The organism is Blastomonas sp. AAP53 (genome assembly GCF_000331245.1).
Lineage (GTDB): Bacteria > Pseudomonadota > Alphaproteobacteria > Sphingomonadales > Sphingomonadaceae > Blastomonas.
Genome location: NZ_ANFZ01000012.1, coordinates 12,644 through 31,322 on the forward strand (window position 1 = coordinate 12,644; position 18,679 = coordinate 31,322).

Consider the following 18,679-nt stretch of genomic DNA (forward strand, 5'->3'; position numbering starts at 1 on the left):
CCGGACAAATTCATCTCGACAAGCCCTTTTTTGCTATTATGCTCTCGAATCGAAAATAAACGGAGGAACCATGGAGATTGTCGGCACCCGGATGATCCGCGAGGACAAGACCGCGCGCGAACTGTTCGAGGCGGTGATGGCCAATCCGGCGCGCAACAAGTTCGGCTTCGGGCAAAAGCTCGCCATCGTGAATGTCGATGTGCAGCAGGCCTATACCCGGATCGACATGTTCAAGACCGCGTACGAGACCGACCCCCGGCAGATCGAGCATATCAACACGATCTCGCGGCTCGCGCGCGAAAAGGGCATGCCGGTGATCTGGAGCCGCGTCGCCTACAAGGACGATGCCGCCGACGCCGGGGTCTGGGGCACTCGCACCGACACCCCCGACAGCCTGCAGAACATCCGCTATGACAGCGAACGCCACGCCTATGACCCGCGCTGCGAGTTCGGCGAAAACGACCTGCATTATACCAAGCGGATGCCGAGCGCGTTCTTCGAGACGCCGCTCGCGAGCTATCTCAACTTCCACCGCGTCGATACCGTGGTCGTCACCGGCGGCAGCACCTCGGGCTGCGTCCGCGCGACGGCGGTCGATGCGCTGAGCCACGGCTATCGCACCATCGTCCCGATCGAGACCTGCGCCGACAAGCACGAGAGCTATCACTTCGCCAACTTGACCGACCTGCAGCTGAAATATGCCGATGTCGAACCGGTGCAGACAGTGATCGAATGGCTGGAGGGGAAGTGATGGAGGCGGTGCACGTCGACCCGCAACTCTACGACTTTTCCCCCTGGCGCGGCCGCCCCAAGGTGCGCTGGCCGGGCGGCAAGAGCTGCGCCGTCTGGGTCGCGCCTAATCTCGAGTTCTACGAGCTCGACCCGCCCGCCAACCCGCACCGCAAGAGCTGGACCAAGCCGCATCCCGATGTCGTCGGCTATGCGCACCGCGACCATGCCAACCGCGTCGGCCACTGGCGGATGGCCGATGTGATGACGCGGCACGGCTTTCCCGGATCGGTCAGCCTGTCGGTCGCCTTGTGCGATCACATTCCCGAGGTGGTCGAGGACGCGCGCCAGCGCGGCTGGGAGTTCTTCAGCCACGGCATCTACAACACCCGCTACAGCTATGGCATGGACGAGGCGCAGGAGCGCAGCATCATCGAGGACAGCATCGCGACGGTGCAGCGCGCGACCGGCCAGCGGATCCGCGGCTGGCTTGCGCCTGCGCTCACGCATACGCCGCGCACGCTCGATCTGATCGCCGAATACGGGCTCGACTATACCTGCGACCTCTATCACGACGACCAGCCGACCGATGTGAAGACCGCATCGGGGCGGCTGACCGCGATCCCCTATAGCCTCGAGGTCAACGACCATTATGGCTTCTTCATCTACAACATGAGCCCGCGCGACTATGCCGATACGCTGATCCGCCAGTTCGAGCGGCTCGCGAAAGAGGGCGAGGCGCAAGACGGCCCCGGCGGAACGGTGATGTGCATCCCGCTGCACAGCTATCTGATCGGCCAGCCGCACCGCATCGGCCCCTTCGAGGAGGTGCTGCGTCACATCGCCAATGATGGCCGCGCCTGGATCGCGACCGCGGGCGAGATTGTCGATGCCTGGCGGGAGCAGCAGCCATGAGCCTTGACCCCAGCTATCTCGAATATCCGCACCGCCGCCCGGGCATGGACCATGCGCTGTACCCGTACAGCAACCTGTTCACGCGCCCGCCCATCGCCTGGCCTGCGGGCAAGAGCGTCGCAATCTGGCCGGTGATCAGCCTCGAATGGTTCCCGATGGTCCCATCCGACACGCCGTTTCGCGCGCCGGGGCATATGCAGACCGCGTATCCCGACTACCGCCATTATACCGCGCGCGAATATGGCACGCGGATCGGGCTTTTCCGGCTGCTCGATGCGTTCGAGGCGGTCGGGGCCAAGGTCTCGGTCGCGTGCAACGGTGCGATTGCGACCCGCTACCCCGCGATCATCGAGGCATTGCAGGCAGGCGGGCACGAGATCATCGCGCACTCGACCGACATGAACGGCACGATCGCCTCGGGCCTCGCCGAAGGCGAGGAAAGCGCGCTGATCGCAGGCTCGCTCGATGCGCTCGAAGCGGCGAGCGGCACGCGCCCGCGCGGCTGGCTGTCAATCGCGCGCTCGCAGTCGTTCAACACCCCCCGGCTGCTCGCCGAGGCTGGCGTTGCCTATATGTGCGACTGGGTGAACGACGAGCTGCCTTATGCGATGAGCACCGAGGCGGGCGCCATCGTCAACGTGCCGCTCAACCATGAGCTGTCCGACCGGCAGATCATCAACGTCCAGCAGCAATCGGTCGACAGCTATGCGCAGCAGATGCGCGATGCCTATGGCTGGCTGGCGAACGAGGCGCAAACGCATGGCGGGCGGATGCTGCCGCTGCATCTGACGCCGTACATCATGGGGCTTCCCTATCGCATCGACGCGTTCGAGGGGCTGGTGCGCTGGCTGGCCGAACAGCCGGGCGCGTGGTTTGCCACCGGCAGCGACATCCTCGATCACTGGAGCGCGCAAGAGTGAAAGTGATCAATCCGCGCACTGGCGAGGCGGATTATACGATCGCGCCGCTCGATGCTGGCGCAGTGCAGGCTGAAGCTGCGCGACTGCGGGCGGCGCAACCGGCCTGGGCGGCGATGGAGCCGGCGGCACGCTCAGCGATCCTGCTTCGCTGGGCCGATGCGGTGGTGGCGCACCGCGAACCCTTGCTCACCGCGCTGATGCTCGATACCGGGCGGCAGCGGATTTCCGAGATCGAGATCGACGGGCTGCCCGGCACCATCCGCCGCTGGGCCGATCTTGCCCCCCGTCTGATCGCCGAACACAGCCGCTGCGACATGCCCAGCGCGCACCCGACCGTGCGCAATTCGACGCGGCTGGTGCCCTATGCGCTGTTCGGGGCGATCGCGCCGTGGAATTTCCCGGTCGTGCTCTCGACCATCGATGCGATCCCCGCGCTCGCCGCAGGTTGCGCGGCGTTGGTCAAACCTTCCGAGGTGACCCCGCGCTTTATCGCACCTTTGCGCGAAACGATCGCGCAGGTCCCCGAACTCGCCGCCGTCCTGAGCTTCATCGAAGGCGATGCTGCGACCGGCCAGGCCTTGGTCGAGGCGGTCGATTACGTCTGCTTTACCGGATCGGTCGCAACCGGGCGCAAGGTGGCCGAGGCCGCCGCACGCGCGTTCATCCCCGCCAATCTGGAGCTGGGCGGCAAGGACCCGATGATCGTGCTGGCCAGCGCCGATCCCGTCGCCGCCGCGCAATTGGCCCTGCGCGCGAGCATCGTCGCCACCGGCCAGGCGTGCCAGTCGATCGAGCGCATTTACGTCGCGCGCAGCATCTACCAGCCGTTCCTCGATGCGCTGGTCGAGGCGGCGAACAAGGTCCGGCTCAACTATCCCGACATAGCGGTGGGCGATATCGGCCCGTTCATCTTCGGACCCCAGGGCGCCAAGGTGCAGGCGCAGATTGACGAAGCTGTGGCGATGGGCGCATGCGTGCTCACCGGCGGGACCATCGAATCGCTCGGCGGAGGCCAGTATCTGAGGCCCACCGTCATCGCCGATGCCACATCGAAGATGGCCGTGGTGCGCGACGAGACCTTCGGACCCGTTTTGCCGGTGATCGCGTTCGACGATGTCGAAGATGCGATTCGACAGGCCAATGACAGCCTCTACGGCCTGTCCGCCGCTGTGGTCGCCGCAAGCGCGCAAGAGGCCGAGGCCGTGGCAGTGCGGCTCGAAGCGGGCGCGGTGTCGATCAACGATGGTTCGATGACCTCGATGGTCTGGGATGCGGAGAACAGCTCGTTCAAGCTTTCGGGGCTTGGCCCCTCGCGCATGGGAGAGAGCGGGCTGCTGCGCTTTTTCCGCAAGCAGGCGCTGATCCGCCAGACCGCCGCCCCGCTCCCGCTCGCCTCTTATGCCGAGGATGCCCCCCGATGAGAGACACGCTTACCAACGCCATGCCCGCGCTGTTCGCGCACGAGGGGCTGTGGGACGGCACCTATCGCCATATCGATGCAGAGGGCCAGCTAATCGACCAGCACCGCATGCGCACTCGCTGCGAATTTCCCGCGACAGGCGAATTTGCCTATATCCAGCACAACCACCTGATCTGGCCCGATGGCCGCGAGCAACGCTTGAGCTTTGGCGGCGTGTTCCGCGATGGACGGCTGTGGTGGGATACTGACCGCTTCCATGGCCACGGCTGGGAGACGCTCGACAACGTGCTGATGCTCACCCTGCACCGCAAGGACGATCCGGGCGTGCGCTTTACCGAGATGATCCAGATTTCCGATGATGGCGAATCGCGCGCGCGCACCTGGCAGTGGTTTCGCGATGGCACGCCGTTCAAGCGGACCTTGTGCGATGAAAGGCGCGTCTCGCGCGATCCGGAGGCTGAACTGTGATGTCCCCCCTGCTGATGATGCCTGCCGCGAGCGAAGGCACCTCGACCACCGCTCCGCCAAGCGATTCGCCGGTGGTGATAGTCGTCGCCGGCCCCACCCACGACCGCGAGCGAATGGCCGCCTATGGCAAGGCGATCGCCGAGAGTAGATTGTACGAAAGGCTCGGCGGCTATTATATCAACGTGCCGCGCCCGCTCGCGACGTTCGAGGGCACGCCGCCTGCGGGCTATACCGTGCTGATGATCCGCTTCCCGAGCCTCGCCAATGCGCAAGCCTTCTGGAACTCGAAGGAGTATCAGGAAAAGATCAAGCCGCTGCGGCAGGACCCGTCGGCGGGCGATTATATCGTCACCGTCTATCCCGAAGCGCCCTTGCGCGCCGATCTGGCGGGCAAGGTGGGCGACAATGGCTATACGGCGGACTTCGATCCATCGGGTGTCGAGCAGATCCAGCCCAGGCCTTAGGACTTGCGCAAACCCAGCCGGTCGTCGTCATCGACCAGCGTGATCCGCCCGTCCCAGTTCCACAGTACCAGGTTGAGCGCTTCTGCCGGGGCTCCGCGCGCATAGCTTGGCACAATGATCCCGGCATAGCCCTGCGCGATCGCGGCTTCCGCCAGCTGCTGGGTCGGGGCCGGTTTGCCCGATAGCATAGAATCGCGCCATGCCGGATCGGCAAGGTTTATTGGAGTGAGATTGAACGGCTGCAATGCAGCCGCATCCCGGCCATCGAGCAGCGGCCCGATATCGGCCTGGTACGCGACGAGCGTGATGGGCTGCAGCGTGCCGACCTGATTGGCCTCGCGCAGCGCCGTCTCGGGGGCAAGCGAGGTATAGAGCGCAGGCCGCCCGATCCGGTTGAAGCGTCCACCAAATCGCGCCGCGCCCTCGCCCGACAGCGACGTGCAGTACCAGACCGGATTGTGGGCACGATAGAGCAGCCCCCTATAATGCATGATCTAATGCACGGCCCTATGCGTGGACGCCGGCGTCGACCGCATCGATATAGCTTAGCACATCGTCTGCCCGGTTGCCTTGCACCAGTTGCATCGCGGTCTGGCCGGAAAAGCCGGGCAGCGGTTCGGAGCGATACCAGGCATAAGCCAGCAGCGCCGAACCGAAGCGCGGCTCGACCTTGTTGAGCACTTCGACCATCTGGCGGATGCGGCGCTGGGTGCGGTCCGACGCGATCCGGTCCTTGCGCTGGATCGCGTCCTTGCCAAGGCCCAGCGAGCGGGCCAGTTCGTCGCTGGTCGTGCGCAGCGCCTCGATGATCTTGCGCGGGGCAAAGGCCCCATGTTCGGCATAATTCTGGATCGGCATCGGAAATCTCCGCGATATCTGACGCTGTATAACGTCAGATAGTGCGGCAAATCAAGTCAGCGCTCCAGCTCGACCAGTTCGTAGCGGCACAGCATGCCGCCATCGATGGCACCATAGACGAAGATCGAATCGTCATCTGCCGTGACCCACATGTCATAGGTCGGGTGCGTCTTAGTTCATCATGGCGACCGTGAACCGCAATATGCGTTCGTAAACTACCCTGAACGCCTCACCAAAGCTGGTATCAAGTCATCAGTCGGCAGCGTCGGGACAGCCATGACTTTAGAAAGAGGCGCGCTGACTGGAGGGACTGACCCCTGCTTACGACTGTCCACGTATCATCAGGTTGATCTGTCGTCCTTAAAGACTGCATCCTGGACGTCGCGACACGTGACACAATGGAAGCCTGATGAAATGCAGTCGCATCGCATTCCTGTCGGCAGCACCTGTGACGCCGCACATGATATCCGCAACACTCGTTCTGGGGTGGACATCTCGGCGAGTGCTGTTTTGTGGCGGTTCATGAGGACGATATAGCTCCTGGCCGCCCGGTGGCCAAAGCCGTCATTGGGCGAGTGGTTTGTCGCCGACGTCGCGCGCCGTTGGCACCCTGGCGGCTGTGACCTCATCAACCAGCCTTAGTGAGCAGAGCCTTGCAAGGATCTTTTCCGCCCGCTCATCGCCGAGCAACGCTGGGGCAGCTTCGGGCCAAAGGTCGATCGCCCGTCTTACTGTTCTGACGACCTCGCCCACCAGCTGTTTCGGGTCTAGGTCCAGATATTTTGCGACGCGCTCGAAACGGTGCAGGTTAACGATGTCAAAATCGTTGGTGCCAACAAATTTAAGCGCCATCCTATCGCGCGGCTGGAACAGGATTGTCGGCACGATATCATAAGCCGGCGACAAGCGGATTTCGCCAGGCCCTGGAAATCGAAATGACCAGTTCTTGAGGTGATTGTCGCCGTTGCCGATCAGGATATCTGCAACGACGCGGCGGACCGCCTCGAGAATATCAAAGCGGCGGTCAGTACTGAACCTGCCGACCATGCGAATGATCGTCTCGGTTGTTGCCATGGTATATTTTCGTTCGCCCAGCGCGCCGAATATCTGCGCGGCATCCTCGATGTGCACGCGAAGGCCTGCGGCGGTTCGATCGAAACGATCGACCACGAGCACAGTATCATTGTGGGCAAGGAGGTCTTCCGGAATGCCATCTATCTGCGCGCGCGGAACGAGCCGACAGTCGGCGGTGTTTACACCGATCAGCTTCGCCAGCTGCATCGCACCATATTCGGCCTCGGGAAGGCCCGGGTAGCGTTGGGTCCCGACCTTGATGATGCAGCGTCCGGTCTCCCCGCGGCCCGGCACGGTCAGCTTGTCGGCATGCGGATTGGCCGTGAATTTGAGCTGGACCCCAGCCAGCGAGAATTTGACCATACCGCCAGGGACGGCCGCCTCGAAACCAGCGACATCCATCAGATCGAGAGGACCGACCGACGGAGGCGTATCGGTCTCGGGAATGATCAGCACGGCGCCCGGTAAATCGGCGCCCAGCCGGGTCAGGACGTCGAATTCGTCGTGGTTCCCAGGTCCCATTTCGGTGAGCACCAGCTCTCTTAAAGATCCTTCGGGCAAGAGGCCAGCGAACCATGGCGGGAGCGAGCCATTGACCCCGATCTTGTCATTGCGCGCGCCCATGCGGGCGATGCTCTGTGCGTTTGATTCCGGGACATACCAGGCGAGGCTCAGGATGGGGCGTTCAGTGTCGCGGACATAGGTTTCCGACGGGTTGAACGCGACGGCACCGTCGCCATCGCGTGTGATGGTGCCGACGCGGACGGGCCGGCGATCGCCATCGAAGAGATGGACGCCGAGAATGGCGGGAGCCTTGCTCGTCATCAGAGGCCATCCTCGTCATTATCGCCGAGATCGACGAACAAATCGTCGAATGCCGAACCAGGCGCTTCGGAGGAATGGACGTGTTTGGTGCTTGCGCCGATAATGTCGCGCACACTCATCGCCCGTTCTTGCGGGACTAGAATGGGTACAACGCCCAGCGCATCGCACATTTCGGCAAATAGCGTCAGACGATCTCGACCCCATCGCACGTTCAACAGATCGCGCTCCAATTCGGAAATACGAGCAGGGCTGCGGCCGACGCGGCTGGCCATATCGGGCTGGGTCCAGTCGCGCTGCTCCCGCAGGATGCGCAACTGGCGGCCTAAATCGGAAAATATGGCCTGATTCATACGCTATTCCGTATTTTATGTTCTTAAAAGACGGAATTTCGTAAGACATTGCCATGCAATGTCAACCGGAATATCGTAAGCCTTAGCCAAAACTTACGATATTCCGTAATGCACCTGAGCAAAAGTGCGTTTGGTTGCCCACTTGAGCCTGCTCCCCGGTGGATCTAGGCAGCCGCCACGGCCACGGTTGTTCTGCCCGGGTTATGAAAAAGGACGACCCAGTGATAGGCATCATCATCAAAACGATCGCGCCAGACATCCATCTTAGGCAATGCGCTCGTGCGCGCGCGCCAGGCGTTGGCGCGCCCGCACAGGATCCTGAGCCGAGGACGGAGTGCTGTCGAGGCCATAGAATTGTTTTGGGCCAAGACGATCTCGAAGGTGATCTCGCTCAACGCCACCTCGGAAATCAGACCAGCCAGACGGGCAGGTCGCCATCAGGCTCCGGCAAACGGCTGGGCAAGATCGCAGCGCTAGGCAAAGACTACGATATCGCTTCCTTCGGTGATACAGTGCTGGAAAGTGCAGACTTCTTCTGCTGCCGATATGCCGGCCCGCTGGAAACTTTCAGCCAATGCAACGTCGCCTGCGTATTCATCGCTGCCCTCGCGCAGCTCGCAGCCAAGCTTGACATCGAGTCCCTATCGCTGGCAATGCGCCTGCTCGCGAACGCTGGCGCGCGTTGTACGCGCCGGACTAAGGACGTTGAAACTCGACCAGCTCATAGCGGGCCATCATTCCGCCATCGATGGCGCCATAGACAAACACCGAATCCACATCCGCCGTAACCCACATGTCATAGGTCGGGTGCGTCTTGCCGCCCATTCCGGGACCGAGATCGTCGATATAGCGGTAGTGGCGGCAGGCGAACGTGCCCGCCTCGACGGTCATTTCCTCCTCGCCGACATATTCGAGGCCGATGAGAACTTCCGCGATCATCGGCGGTGTTGCGCCGCGATGGTCGGGTGAGGGCAGGAAGCAGCGGACATTGCGCCGGTGCGGGCCTTTGCTCACGTCCATCACGCGGGTCATGAACCCGTCGCCCGCGATCGGGTGCGTGCCGAAGCCGTCAAATGCGCCGCCCACCGCGACACGCTGCGACACGCGGCCGATCGACGGGCCAAAGCTTTCGCATTCGATCACGCCGGCGGCGGCATCGTGCCGCATCCAGCCCGATCCCATGAACGTGTCATCCACGGTGAGGTGCACATGCAGATGTTCGGGTACCATGTTCGGACCGATGCCGTAGACGATGTCGCGCAGCACCTTGGGCTCGGGCTCCTCGATCTCGCAGCGCGCGCGCATGATCGTGCGGCCGTCGCTGTGATGGGTGAAGCTGAACCATTCGCGCCCGCGCTCCTGGTCCATGATCTCGGGCTTCTTGCTGGTGTAGCGGATCTTGCCACTGATGGTGCGGTGTTCCATTAGAGGTCCTTCAGTTCGCGGCTGAGCTCTTCGACCGGCTTGTCGTCGGCCTGCATGGCTTCCATCATCTGCTGCGGCCCGCGCATGACGCGCGCGATATATTCGCGGATCATCGCGGCGCGCTCATAGCCCGCCTCACGATCGGGCCTGTAGCCCTCGATATCGGCGCGGCTGATCGTGCCCTTGGCCTCGAGCAGACGTTCGATGGTGTCCATCCGCTCGCGCATCACCGACACCTCGCCGATCACCGCCATCAGCATCGAAAGCATGCGTTCCTTGTCGGGATCACCCAGGAAGTCGGGGCGCTTGCCCTTGGCACGCGCATTGGCGCGGATCATCCAGTCGACGGGTTCGGTCACTTCATTCTCCGTTGGAAAGGTCACGCGGGCCGTCCGCCCTTCCAGGCGCCATAGGCATTCCACACGGCGGCGCGGCCGTGGTCCTCTTCCTTCTCGTCGCCCGCGGACGGGAAGATATCGGTATCGACCACCGCGCGCACGCCGGTGACGAACAGGTCGTCGGGGGCAAAACCGGCGTCCTTGAGGATCGACTTGAGATCGAGCGCATGCATCGCCGACCAGAACGGCTCGTTGTTGTTGAACGCGTCCCAGTCGCGGATGAACTGCTCGTACAGCGGCATCGCATCCGAATATTGCGGCTGTTCCAGATGCAGCATCAGCCCGCCCGGTTTGAGCACACGAAATCCCTCGCGGATGATGCGCGGCAGCGCGGTGCCGCTAGTCTCGTGCAGGAACATCGTCGTCTGCACCCAGTCGAAGCTCTCGTCGGCATAGCGCGACAGGTCCTCGGCATTGGCCTGGACGAAACGGATGTTGGTCGCGCCCAAAGACTGCGCGCGCGCATGCGCATAGCGCAAGGAAGGCGCGGCGGTGTCGATCGCGATGACCTCGCAGTCGGGGAAGGCGAGCGCCAGCGGCACGATATTGTGCCCGACAGTGCAGCCGATATCGAGGATGCGCTGCGGCTGCCAGCCGGGGCGCTGTTCGCGCGCCCATTTGACCAAGGCCTGGCCGCCGCCATCCGACAGCGCGCCCAGCCCGCCTGCGGTGGTCGCGAAGATGCCGCAGTCATAGTTCGCCCCGGCGGAAACATCGCCTGGCACTTCCTCGCCATGATAGCTGCCGGGCATGCAGTGGATGTCGATCGCGCTCTGGTAGCGCGGCACCGCGACATCGGGGTTCAACTCGAGCGTGTTGCGGCCCTCGTTATACTGGCGCGCCTTGGCGTTCAGTTCGTCGAGCTGGCGCAGCACCATCGCGCGGCCGTTCTGCTGGCGCATTTCCATGCTGTTGCGCTTGAGCGCCGACCAAAAGCGGTGATGCGGATCGCGGTTCATCGCATGGCGAATCTCGAACCGGTCCTTGGGCTCGCGGCCATGCTCGGCGACAAAGCCCGGCAGTACGCGCGTGTCATACGCCTGCTTGTTGCCCGGGCCGAGCTTACCGGAAAGGTACTTGTTGAGGTTCGCCAGAAAGTCGAACCGCGCGGCCTCGTCATGGCTGGGCTGCGGCGATACGCCGTGCAGCGCCACGGCGGTGTAGGGCGGTGCGACATCGAATTGGTGCGTCATGTCTTCATCCTTCTTTACTGCCGCATTCCGTGTTCCCGAGCCCTTCGGCTGGCTGGCAAGCCAGCCGCTCAGGGTAAACGAAAGTCGAGGGACGTTTCGCAAACCTTGCCGCATACGTCCCTCGACTTCGCTCGGGACAAACGGGGGTGGGTGGCTAATTGTTGTTAGATCAGCCCGTCCTTCACCATCCGTTCGATAACCTCTTCCTGCACGCGCTTGAAATAGTCGCGGTCAGGCACTTTCACGGCCCCATCTTCGAGCATGCCGTCGGCCGGATGACGGACAGTCCCGTAGGCCGCTGCGAACAGCTCGAGCCGCTGGCGCGCGAGATAGTTGGTCATGCCGGGCGTCCGCCGCGCGGTGCGCAATGCACCCAAATCAATGTCGGCAAAGGCGGTGAAGGTCTCGCCGCTGTTCGATTCGGCGAGAACGCGGCCCTTGTAGTCGACGATCTGGCTGTTGCCGTCAGCGCTGGCGAGCGGCAGGCCGGTGCCCTCGATGCCTGCCGTGTTGGCCGACACCACATAGGCCATGTTCTCGAAAGCCCGCGCCCGCTTGGCGATCGCCTTGTTGGTATCGATTGGCGATCCGACCTCGCTCGACGAGTGCAGGAAGATCTCCGCCCCGCGCAGCGCGTGCGCGCGGGCGATCTCGGGATAGAGGATTTCCTCCGACGCGATCGCGGCCATGTTGCCGATTTCGGTGCGCGCCACGGGGAAGACGCCATCAATGCCATAGACGTCGAGATATTTGCTCCACACATCGTGCGGCGTCGGCGCGAACATCGAGTTGAGGCGGCGATAGCGCAGCACGACATCGCCCGAGGGCGCGATCAGGAAGCTCGCCTGGAAATACAGGCCGGGAAAGTTGGGATCGACCTCATAGGCGTTACCCGCAAGGAACAGGTTGAGCTTCTGCGCGACCTGGCCCAGCGCCTCGTATTCTTCGCCCTGCATCTCGAACGCAGCGAGTGCGGCGAAATCGGGGATCGAGATGCGGCCGGGATAGCTGGTGAACAGATACTCGGGCAGCACGGCGAGCCTGACCGGATGGCCGCCATATTGCTCGATGAAGATTCGCGACGACCGGATCTTGGCCTCGACCTCGCCGACCATGGCGAGCACCTGCGCGCTCGCGGCTGCGCGATCGGGCGCGCGCTCGATCGAGCGGGCGGCGAGTTGCATCGCAACCGCGGCAAAAGGCGCGGACTCAGCCACCGGCGGCTCCGCAGCGGCAAGCGCCGCATCCAGTGGCAGCGCGCTGGCGATCATCGCGGCGAGCAGCGTGCGGCGTTCGAGGTCCATCTGCGCTCATTCCAGCCCCAGGCTCCCAGGGTTCATCAGCCCGTTGGGATCGACTGCGCGCTTGAGCGCGGTCAGAATGTCCCAGGCGGCGGGATCGTGCGCGGCCTTGAGCGGATAGGTCCGCGCGATCTGCACGTGCACCGATTCGAGCGAACGGAAGATCGCGATGATACCGCCGCGCAGTTCCGCCACCAGCGCACGCGCCTCCGGCCCCTCGGGAAAGCCCTTGAGCTTCTTGAGGTGGTCGGGCTCGACGGCGGCGCGGTGCAGCGAGTTCATCGCATCGGGCCAGAAGAACACCGGCTCGATCAGGCAGGCCGAGCGGCTGACAGCGGCGAGCATCGCGCCGGCATTGACGTCGAGCCGCGTCATGATTTCGGCGTGCTGCGCATAGAGCGCCTCGATCCGCTCCCAGGCTTCGACCAGCCGCGAGTGCGGCAGGAAGCCATGCACCGGCACCCAGCGCTCGCCATCCGGGCCGAGCATCGAATTGGGCGGCGGGAACGGATTGGCGCGCAGGATCTTGGGGATCGAATTCTCGATCGCCGTGCCGCCGTGCGCGGCGATGATCCTGCCAATCTCGGCCATCTCGGCATCCACGGCACCTTGATGTCGCCCTTCGGCGATGGTGTGGAGCGAGAACGGCACGTCCTTGAGGAACGAGCGCCCCGCGGTGACCACCTTGGCGCCTTCCTTGATCGCCTTCCATGCCGAGCCTTGCGACTTCATCATGTTGAGCAGCGACTTGGCGTCCTTGGCCAGGCTGTCGCGCTTCATCCGCTGCGATTGCAGATAGGGATCGAACGCGAAATTTTCCGCCGCCAGCCCCTCGCGCGCGATCGCGCTCATCGATCCCAGCAGGCCGTTGTGGTCGGGCAGCGAGAACGAGCCATAAGCAAAGGCGGTTGCCTCTTTCACCAACCGCAGCGTCACCCGCGCCTTGACCCCGAACGCGCCGGTGTCGGCAGCGAACAGCCCGGTGATATCGGGCCCGAACGGGCGGAAGAACGCGCTGCCGGTGCTGACGATCCGACCATCGGCGAGCACGACGTCGAAGCTCAATGCACTGTCGACCACCGATCCCTGGCGCGCACCCCAGAAGGTGCCGTTCTGGCTCATCCCTCCGCCAATCGCCGCGCGCAGGCCCGACAATGTGCCCCAGCTGGGGCAACGCAGGCCCAATGGTTTCAGCGTATCGTGCAGCTTGGCCCAGGTGCAGCCGGCCTCGACCGTCACCGTCATGTCGGTGGGGTTGATGTCGACGATGGCATCGAGCGCGGAGGTATCGACCAGCACGAAACCGCCGCCCGAATACAGATAGCCGCCGGTATAGCTCATGCCGCCGCCGCGCGGGACGATGGCAAGGCCGTGCGCGGTCGCAGCGGCAATGCCGCGCGCCAGCTGATCGACGGTGGCGGGACGCAGCACGGCCAAGGGCGGCTGTCCCGAGCTGTAGACATCGTGCGAAACGAAATCGCGCGTGCCGGAATCGGTCAGCACCGCATCGGCCCCGGCCGCCGCGATCAGCGAGTCGATTGCGCCGGTGTCGTCTTTCACGAGTGTGGCCATCATGCAGTCTCCATGTCCGGGGCGGCAGGCGCAGGCCCGCTCGCCGGGGCCTCGGTCAACACCGGATAGCGGCCGAGCAGCATCAGCAACGCGCCGCCAATGATATATCCGAAGATCGCGATGAACAGCACCTGGTCATAGCTGCCGGTCGCATCGCGAACCGAGGAATAGATGAGCGGCGAGATCGCCGAAAACACGCCGAAGGGCATGTAGAGCATGCCGTAGATCTTGCCGTAATGCGCCATGCCGAAATAGCGGCCGGTGAGATACGCGATCAGGTCACTCTCCGCGCCTGCGGCAAAGCCCAGCAGAAAGCCCGACAGCGCCGCCAGCGTGAAGCCGGGCGCGGGATCGAGCAGGATCCAGCTCGACATCGCCGGCAGGCACAATAGCGGAAACGCAACGAAGCCTGCCCAGAAGCGATCGAGCAGCAGCCCGGTGATGATCCGTCCGGACAGGATGCCCAGCCCCACGATGCCCATCACCGATGCCGCGCCCTGCGCCGGGATGCCCCGGTCTGCCAGCATCGCGGGCATGTTGATGAACGCGCCGCCAAAGGTCAGCGCGATGAAGAAGATCGACGCCCAGATCAGCCAGAAGCGATAGTCGCGCAGCGCCTGGCCCAAGGTCACGCCGGTCAGCGCGCCGCTTGCGGTCTTGATGCCGCGCGGCTGCTCTTCGGGGCGTGGCTCGCGAAACAGCCAGACGCACACCGGCAGCGCGACCAGCAGCGGCACCATGCCGACGATAGCGAACATCGCGCGCCAGCCATGGACCTCGATCGCCCAGACCGCGATCTTGGGAACAGTGAGCGCCGCCAGGCTGGTTCCCAGCAGCAGCAGGCCCAGCGCCAGCCCGCGGCTCTTGTAGAACCACATGTTGATCGCGCGGCTCCAGGTAACAGGCGTCGATCCGATGCCGACCAGCCCGACCATCAGCCACAGCGCATAATAGGCCCACAGCACCGGCGGCGTGAGCGACAGCGCGGCAAAGGTCACGCCAAAGCCGAACAGCGACCACAAGGCGATGCGGCGCACGCCATAGGTATCGGCCAGCCAGCCGAACACCGGCGCGAGCAGGGCTGCGACCACGCCGAAGATGGTGATGGGGGTGAGGATTTCGGTGGTGGTCCAGCCGAATTCCTGCGTCAGCGGCGCAATCGTGAAGCCGATGACATTGAACGGGATCGGCGATGCGCCGCAGGCAACCCCGATGATGCCGGCCAGCAGCACCTTCCACCCGAGCGAAAATTCGCCGCGCGCGGGCGTCCCTGCGCCTGTCACCAGTTCGTCTGCCTTAGTCGCCAACGCGCTGCTCCCGGTTATCGTCTGCCTGATTGGAAATCATGCGCCGGGTGAGAAGCATCGCACAAGGATGTGCGATGCTCCATCCGCCAGACGGCAAAAACGTGCGCTCAGAAATTGTAGCGCGCACGCACCGTCCACATCATCGGCTGGTTGAGATAGCTGTAGTTCGACAGCGACGACTGGATGAACTCCTCGTTGAAGCAGTTGGTGCATTCCACCGCGAGCTGCCAGGCGTTGTCGGGGCCGTTGAGCGCGAGCCCCGCATTGACCAGCCATGCTGCCGGGCTCTCCGACCCGGTGATGAACGCGCCATCGCCGAACGGGTTGGCAGGCGTGGTGCGCCCGCCGCGCGTGACCGGTGCGTTGTAGATCGACAGGTTGGCGATCGCGACCTCCTGGGCAGAGCGATAGCTGGCGTTGACTGAGGGAACCAGGGTCAGGCCGCTGTCGCCCAGCGGCGCACGATAGCTGCCGCCGATGGCCAGCGACCAGTCGGGCGTGCGCACCGGGGTTGAGATTGTGCCATTGGCGGTGACGATCCCGGCAGCGCAGGCAGGCGCGTTGTTGACCGGCGTACCGGCGAGCGCCGAGTTGGAGCTGCCCGGAATCTGCCCCGCAGCCAGCTGCGTCCGGCAGGCCGCAAGCTGTGCCTGCACGTTCTGGATGCCGTAGATGTCGTTGCCCGCCGGCGCATCGGGCACGCGATACTTGTCATCCTGGTAGCCGACATTGGCATAGAGCGTCAGGCCGGTGACCGGGGCCACGGTCAGCTCCGCCTCGATCCCCTTGTTGCGATAGTCGGCGAAGTTGCGGGTGAGAAAGGTGATCGCGCCGGTGGCCGGGTTGAGCAGACCGGCGAGGATCTGCAGGTCGCTGACATCCATCCAGAAGGCCGTGATGTTGGCGCGCACCCTGCGATCGAAGAACTCGGTCTTCAGGCCCGCCTCATAGCTCCACACCTTTTCCTCGTCGAACGGCAGGAACTGCGCCGGCGACGTGGCACGCGCATTCCAGCCGCCCGACTTGAAACCCTTGGTGGCCGAGGCGAACAGCAGGATATCCTCGTTCGGCTTGAAGTTGAGCGCGAAGCGGGGCGTCCAGATCTTGGCGGTCTGGCTGGTCGGAATGATCACGCCGTTGCTGGCGCGCAGGTTCGCATCGACCATGCAGGTCACCTCGACCGTGCCGTCGTTGCACGAGGGACGGTTGTCGGAGATCGACAGCGTCTTGGTCTCGTCGGTGTAGCGGACGCCTGCGGTCAGCTTGAGCTGCTCGGTGATGTTGAGATCGGCCTGGACATAGCCTGCATAGGCTTCGGTCCGGTTGCGGACGATCCGGTCGCCCAGCAGCAGCGAGGTGGCCGGCGAAATCGAGAACACATCGGCCAGGTTGGTGCGGTTGCGTTCATCGATGTAGAAAAAGCCCGCGACATAATCGATCAGGCCATTGCCCAGGCTGCCGTCGAGCTTGATTTCCTGCGTGAACTGCTGGTGGCTGCCATCATTGACGATGGTGAAGCCGCCGCGTGCATAGCGCTGCACGGTGGGGAACGGCACGCTGACCGAAGGCCCGCCGCGGCCATCGAAGAAGTCGAGCGCGAACTGCTGGGTCAGGCTGACATAGCCGGTGATCAGGCTGAGCGTCGTCTTGTCGGCGATGTCGAAGGCCAGGTTCGACGTGATGATGTCGGTGTCGGCCTTCTGGCCATTGCCATAGCCTGCCTTGCGGCCCTGGATCACCAGCGGCGCAAACGGCGTGGCGCTCTGGGGATTTTCCCTCAGACCCGTGGTGGAAAAGCGTCCCTTGCAATCGGTAGGATTGACCGGGTTGCAGGTGAAGTTGAGCGTGTTTTCGCCTTCGGACACGACATGTGCATAGCTTGCCCGCCAGCGCGCCCAGGGGGCCAGCTCACCCTTGATGCCCAGCCGCACGCCCCAGCCATCGTCGTCGTTGAGCCGCTCGCCGGTGGTGACATTCTTCACATAGCCGTCGTCATCCTGCCAATAGCCCGAGACCTTAATCGCGAAACTGTCCGCCAGCGGCAGGTCGATCGATCCGCGCACCATCTTCTTGTCATAGCGACCATAGCCGACCTCGGCATAGCCGCCGATCGTGTCGCCAGGTTCCGCCATGATCACGTTGATCGCGCCGCCGGTGGTGTTGCGACCGAACAGGGTGCCCTGCGGACCGCGCAGCACCTCGACCCGCGCGACATCGAACAGCGCGAGGTTGTTGGCGTTCTGGCGCGAAAGGTAGATGTCGTCGACATAGGTGCCGACCGGCGGGTCGAACGTCGCGATCGTCTCGGTCGAGCCCAGGCCGCGCAGGAAGTAGGCGTTGGCCGAACCGATGCCGGTATTGTTCTGCGCCACCAGATTGGGGACATACTGTCCCAGCTGCAACGTGTTCGATACCCCCTGGTCGCGCAGCTGTTCGGCGCTGAACGCGCTGATCGCGATTGGAACGTCCTGCACGCTTTCCTGACGGCGCTGGGCGGTGACGATGATCTCGCTCAGCCCCTCCTGAGCCTGCGACTCGCCAGTGCCCGCCTGTTCGCCGTTCTGGGCGTAGGCAGGGGCGGCGAGTGCAACCGCGAGCGCCGATACGGCAGTGGCCATATGTAATTTGATCATGTTGAAACTCCCTGAATGTCCGGTTGTGGCGGTCCGCCTGACGTTCATTTTTTTCTTGCAAATTGTCCGGACAAATCTGCATTGTCAATTGGCTTTGTGGAACATTCGTGCGGGAGACGCTCATTGGCATGGTCTGAAATTGCGTACCCCTCGCTGGTGTACGTGCATCTGTTACTGTTCGTTTTGTGGCTGGGGGCAGACGTCGGCGTGTTCCTGCTGGGCCAGCATTTCCGCAAGCGGCATGTCTATTCGCTCGACCAGCGGATCGCACTTCTGAAGCTGCTCGTGCTGGTCGACATGACCCCGCGCAGCGCTTGGGCGCTGATGGTTCCGGTTTCGCTTTCGGTGCTCAAGATGGGCGGCTGGTGGGATCTGCCGGTGGCACTTCTCGCGGCGGCCTGGGCCATCGGAGGGGTCTGGCTGTGGCTGGTGTGGGATGCGCACACTCACGACCAGACGCCGCGTGCAGCACGCGACCGGTTCTACGAGAACGGCCTGAAATACGCGCTCACCGCGTTCTACCTGTGGCTGGGCGGCCAGTCGGTGCTGACCGGCGCGCCGCTGGCGCCGGGCTGGCTGGCGTGGAAGGCGATGCTGTTCGGCGGCATTTTCGTCGCCGCGATCGGCATCGACCTGTCCTTCAAGCCGGTGGGGCCACAGCTGGTCAGGCTGCTCACCGAAGGGTCGAGCGATGCCACCGAGGTGCCGCTGCGCCGCACGATGGACCGCACCCGCATCTGGGTGATGGCAATCTACGTCCTGCTGGTTGTCACGTCATGGCTGGGCGCGGTGAAACCCGGCTTCTGATGCGCGCTGGCGCCAAAGCT

19 protein-coding genes are annotated in these 18,679 nt (G+C 63.8%); 7 read left to right on the top strand and 12 right to left on the bottom strand.

All coding sequences use genetic code 11. The features are described 5' to 3' along the window. Positions 1-70 precede the first annotated feature (70 nt). Genes D618_RS0112165 through D618_RS0112190 form a run of 6 tightly spaced genes read left to right on the top strand, consistent with a single transcriptional unit; the run spans position 71 to position 4,916 of the window. Positions 71-751, top strand: a complete 681-nt coding sequence (locus D618_RS0112165) for an isochorismatase family protein (protein WP_017671799.1) — start codon at positions 71-73, stop codon at positions 749-751. Continuing rightward, positions 733-1,644, top strand: a complete 912-nt coding sequence (locus D618_RS0112170; RefSeq protein WP_238550666.1) for a polysaccharide deacetylase family protein — start codon at positions 733-735, stop codon at positions 1,642-1,644. The genes D618_RS0112165 and D618_RS0112170 overlap by 19 nt, the downstream gene beginning before the upstream one ends. After that, positions 1,641-2,564, top strand: a complete 924-nt coding sequence (locus D618_RS0112175; protein ID WP_017671801.1) for a polysaccharide deacetylase family protein — start codon at positions 1,641-1,643, stop codon at positions 2,562-2,564. Before D618_RS0112170 ends, D618_RS0112175 begins: the two co-directional genes overlap by 4 nt. Continuing rightward, complete coding sequence (locus D618_RS0112180; protein WP_017671802.1) at positions 2,561-3,985, top strand: aldehyde dehydrogenase family protein; 1,425 nt, start codon at positions 2,561-2,563, stop codon at positions 3,983-3,985. Before D618_RS0112175 ends, D618_RS0112180 begins: the two co-directional genes overlap by 4 nt. After that, positions 3,982-4,452 (top strand): hypothetical protein, encoded by a 471-nt coding sequence (locus D618_RS0112185; RefSeq protein WP_026091618.1) that lies wholly within the window; start codon positions 3,982-3,984, stop codon positions 4,450-4,452. The genes D618_RS0112180 and D618_RS0112185 overlap by 4 nt, the downstream gene beginning before the upstream one ends. Further along, positions 4,452-4,916, top strand: coding sequence for a DUF1330 domain-containing protein (locus D618_RS0112190; protein WP_193746716.1), 465 nt, complete (start codon positions 4,452-4,454; stop codon positions 4,914-4,916). The genes D618_RS0112185 and D618_RS0112190 overlap by 1 nt, the downstream gene beginning before the upstream one ends. Here D618_RS0112190 and D618_RS0112195 read toward each other — a convergent pair. The 12 genes from D618_RS0112195 to D618_RS0112255 all read right to left on the bottom strand — a co-directional run bounded on the left by D618_RS0112195 (position 4,913) and on the right by D618_RS0112255 (position 17,852). Beyond that, complete coding sequence (locus tag D618_RS0112195; protein ID WP_017671805.1) at positions 4,913-5,407, bottom strand: RES family NAD+ phosphorylase; 495 nt, start codon at positions 5,405-5,407, stop codon at positions 4,913-4,915. The genes D618_RS0112190 and D618_RS0112195 overlap by 4 nt on opposite strands. 16 nt (positions 5,408-5,423) lie before the next feature. Further along, entirely contained in the window at positions 5,424-5,774 is a 351-nt protein-coding gene (locus D618_RS0112200) for an antitoxin Xre/MbcA/ParS toxin-binding domain-containing protein (RefSeq protein WP_017671806.1), read from the bottom strand. 564 nt (positions 5,775-6,338) lie between these two features. After that, positions 6,339-7,673: a type II toxin-antitoxin system HipA family toxin gene (locus D618_RS0112210; RefSeq protein WP_017671808.1), complete on the bottom strand. Its 1,335-nt coding sequence runs from the start codon at positions 7,671-7,673 to the stop codon at positions 6,339-6,341. Continuing rightward, on the bottom strand, positions 7,673-8,023 hold the full coding sequence (locus D618_RS0112215; RefSeq protein ID WP_017671809.1) for a helix-turn-helix transcriptional regulator: 351 nt from the start codon (positions 8,021-8,023) through the stop codon (positions 7,673-7,675). Before D618_RS0112215 ends, D618_RS0112210 begins: the two co-directional genes overlap by 1 nt. 164 nt (positions 8,024-8,187) lie before the next feature. Next, positions 8,188-8,418 (bottom strand): hypothetical protein, encoded by a 231-nt coding sequence (locus tag D618_RS0112220; protein WP_152414696.1) that lies wholly within the window; start codon positions 8,416-8,418, stop codon positions 8,188-8,190. Between the two features lie 301 nt (positions 8,419-8,719). Further along, on the bottom strand, positions 8,720-9,448 hold the full coding sequence (locus tag D618_RS0112225; protein ID WP_017671811.1) for a hypothetical protein: 729 nt from the start codon (positions 9,446-9,448) through the stop codon (positions 8,720-8,722). Beyond that, the gene (locus tag D618_RS0112230) at positions 9,448-9,807 is read right to left on the bottom strand and encodes a hypothetical protein (protein ID WP_040370693.1); all 360 of its coding nucleotides are present in this window, start codon (positions 9,805-9,807) and stop codon (positions 9,448-9,450) included. The genes D618_RS0112225 and D618_RS0112230 overlap by 1 nt, the downstream gene beginning before the upstream one ends. 20 nt (positions 9,808-9,827) lie before the next feature. Beyond that, positions 9,828-11,039 (bottom strand): class I SAM-dependent methyltransferase, encoded by a 1,212-nt coding sequence (locus D618_RS0112235; RefSeq protein ID WP_017671813.1) that lies wholly within the window; start codon positions 11,037-11,039, stop codon positions 9,828-9,830. Between the two features lie 164 nt (positions 11,040-11,203). Next, on the bottom strand, positions 11,204-12,343 hold the full coding sequence (locus D618_RS0112240) for a nitrilase-related carbon-nitrogen hydrolase (RefSeq protein WP_017671814.1): 1,140 nt from the start codon (positions 12,341-12,343) through the stop codon (positions 11,204-11,206). Positions 12,344-12,349: 6 nt separating this feature from the next. Continuing rightward, complete coding sequence (locus D618_RS0112245) at positions 12,350-13,915, bottom strand: FAD-binding oxidoreductase (RefSeq protein WP_017671815.1); 1,566 nt, start codon at positions 13,913-13,915, stop codon at positions 12,350-12,352. Further along, positions 13,912-15,219: an MFS transporter gene (locus D618_RS0112250; RefSeq protein WP_017671816.1), complete on the bottom strand. Its 1,308-nt coding sequence runs from the start codon at positions 15,217-15,219 to the stop codon at positions 13,912-13,914. The genes D618_RS0112245 and D618_RS0112250 overlap by 4 nt, the downstream gene beginning before the upstream one ends. A gap of 107 nt (positions 15,220-15,326) precedes the next feature. After that, positions 15,327-17,852: a TonB-dependent receptor gene (locus D618_RS0112255; protein ID WP_152414697.1), complete on the bottom strand. Its 2,526-nt coding sequence runs from the start codon at positions 17,850-17,852 to the stop codon at positions 15,327-15,329. Positions 17,853-17,975: 123 nt separating this feature from the next. Between D618_RS0112255 and D618_RS0112260 the strand changes: the two genes are divergently transcribed. Continuing rightward, positions 17,976-18,659 carry a hypothetical protein gene (locus D618_RS0112260; RefSeq protein WP_017671818.1) on the top strand — a complete coding sequence of 228 codons (684 nt, stop codon included), beginning with the start codon at positions 17,976-17,978 and terminating at the stop codon, positions 18,657-18,659. Positions 18,660-18,679: the final 20 nt, after the last annotated feature.

What these genes read in the sequence shown, in the direction of transcription:
- D618_RS0112165 (WP_017671799.1), top strand. Translation starts at nt 71, where the DNA reads ATGGAGATTGTCGGCACCCGGATGATCCGCGAGGACAAGACCGCGCGC.
- D618_RS0112170 (WP_238550666.1), top strand. Translation starts at nt 733, where the DNA reads ATGGCTGGAGGGGAAGTGATGGAGGCGGTGCACGTCGACCCGCAACTC.
- D618_RS0112175 (WP_017671801.1), top strand. Translation starts at nt 1,641, where the DNA reads ATGAGCCTTGACCCCAGCTATCTCGAATATCCGCACCGCCGCCCGGGC.
- D618_RS0112185 (WP_026091618.1), top strand. Translation starts at nt 3,982, where the DNA reads ATGAGAGACACGCTTACCAACGCCATGCCCGCGCTGTTCGCGCACGAG.
- D618_RS0112190 (WP_193746716.1), top strand. Translation starts at nt 4,452, where the DNA reads ATGTCCCCCCTGCTGATGATGCCTGCCGCGAGCGAAGGCACCTCGACC.
- D618_RS0112195 (WP_017671805.1), bottom strand. Translation starts at nt 5,407, where the DNA reads ATGCATTATAGGGGGCTGCTCTATCGTGCCCACAATCCGGTCTGGTAC.
- D618_RS0112200 (WP_017671806.1), bottom strand. Translation starts at nt 5,774, where the DNA reads ATGCCGATCCAGAATTATGCCGAACATGGGGCCTTTGCCCCGCGCAAG.
- D618_RS0112210 (WP_017671808.1), bottom strand. Translation starts at nt 7,673, where the DNA reads ATGACGAGCAAGGCTCCCGCCATTCTCGGCGTCCATCTCTTCGATGGC.
- D618_RS0112215 (WP_017671809.1), bottom strand. Translation starts at nt 8,023, where the DNA reads ATGAATCAGGCCATATTTTCCGATTTAGGCCGCCAGTTGCGCATCCTG.
- D618_RS0112225 (WP_017671811.1), bottom strand. Translation starts at nt 9,448, where the DNA reads ATGGAACACCGCACCATCAGTGGCAAGATCCGCTACACCAGCAAGAAG.
- D618_RS0112235 (WP_017671813.1), bottom strand. Translation starts at nt 11,039, where the DNA reads ATGACGCACCAATTCGATGTCGCACCGCCCTACACCGCCGTGGCGCTG.
- D618_RS0112240 (WP_017671814.1), bottom strand. Translation starts at nt 12,343, where the DNA reads ATGGACCTCGAACGCCGCACGCTGCTCGCCGCGATGATCGCCAGCGCG.
- D618_RS0112245 (WP_017671815.1), bottom strand. Translation starts at nt 13,915, where the DNA reads ATGATGGCCACACTCGTGAAAGACGACACCGGCGCAATCGACTCGCTG.
- D618_RS0112255 (WP_152414697.1), bottom strand. Translation starts at nt 17,852, where the DNA reads ATGATCAAATTACATATGGCCACTGCCGTATCGGCGCTCGCGGTTGCA.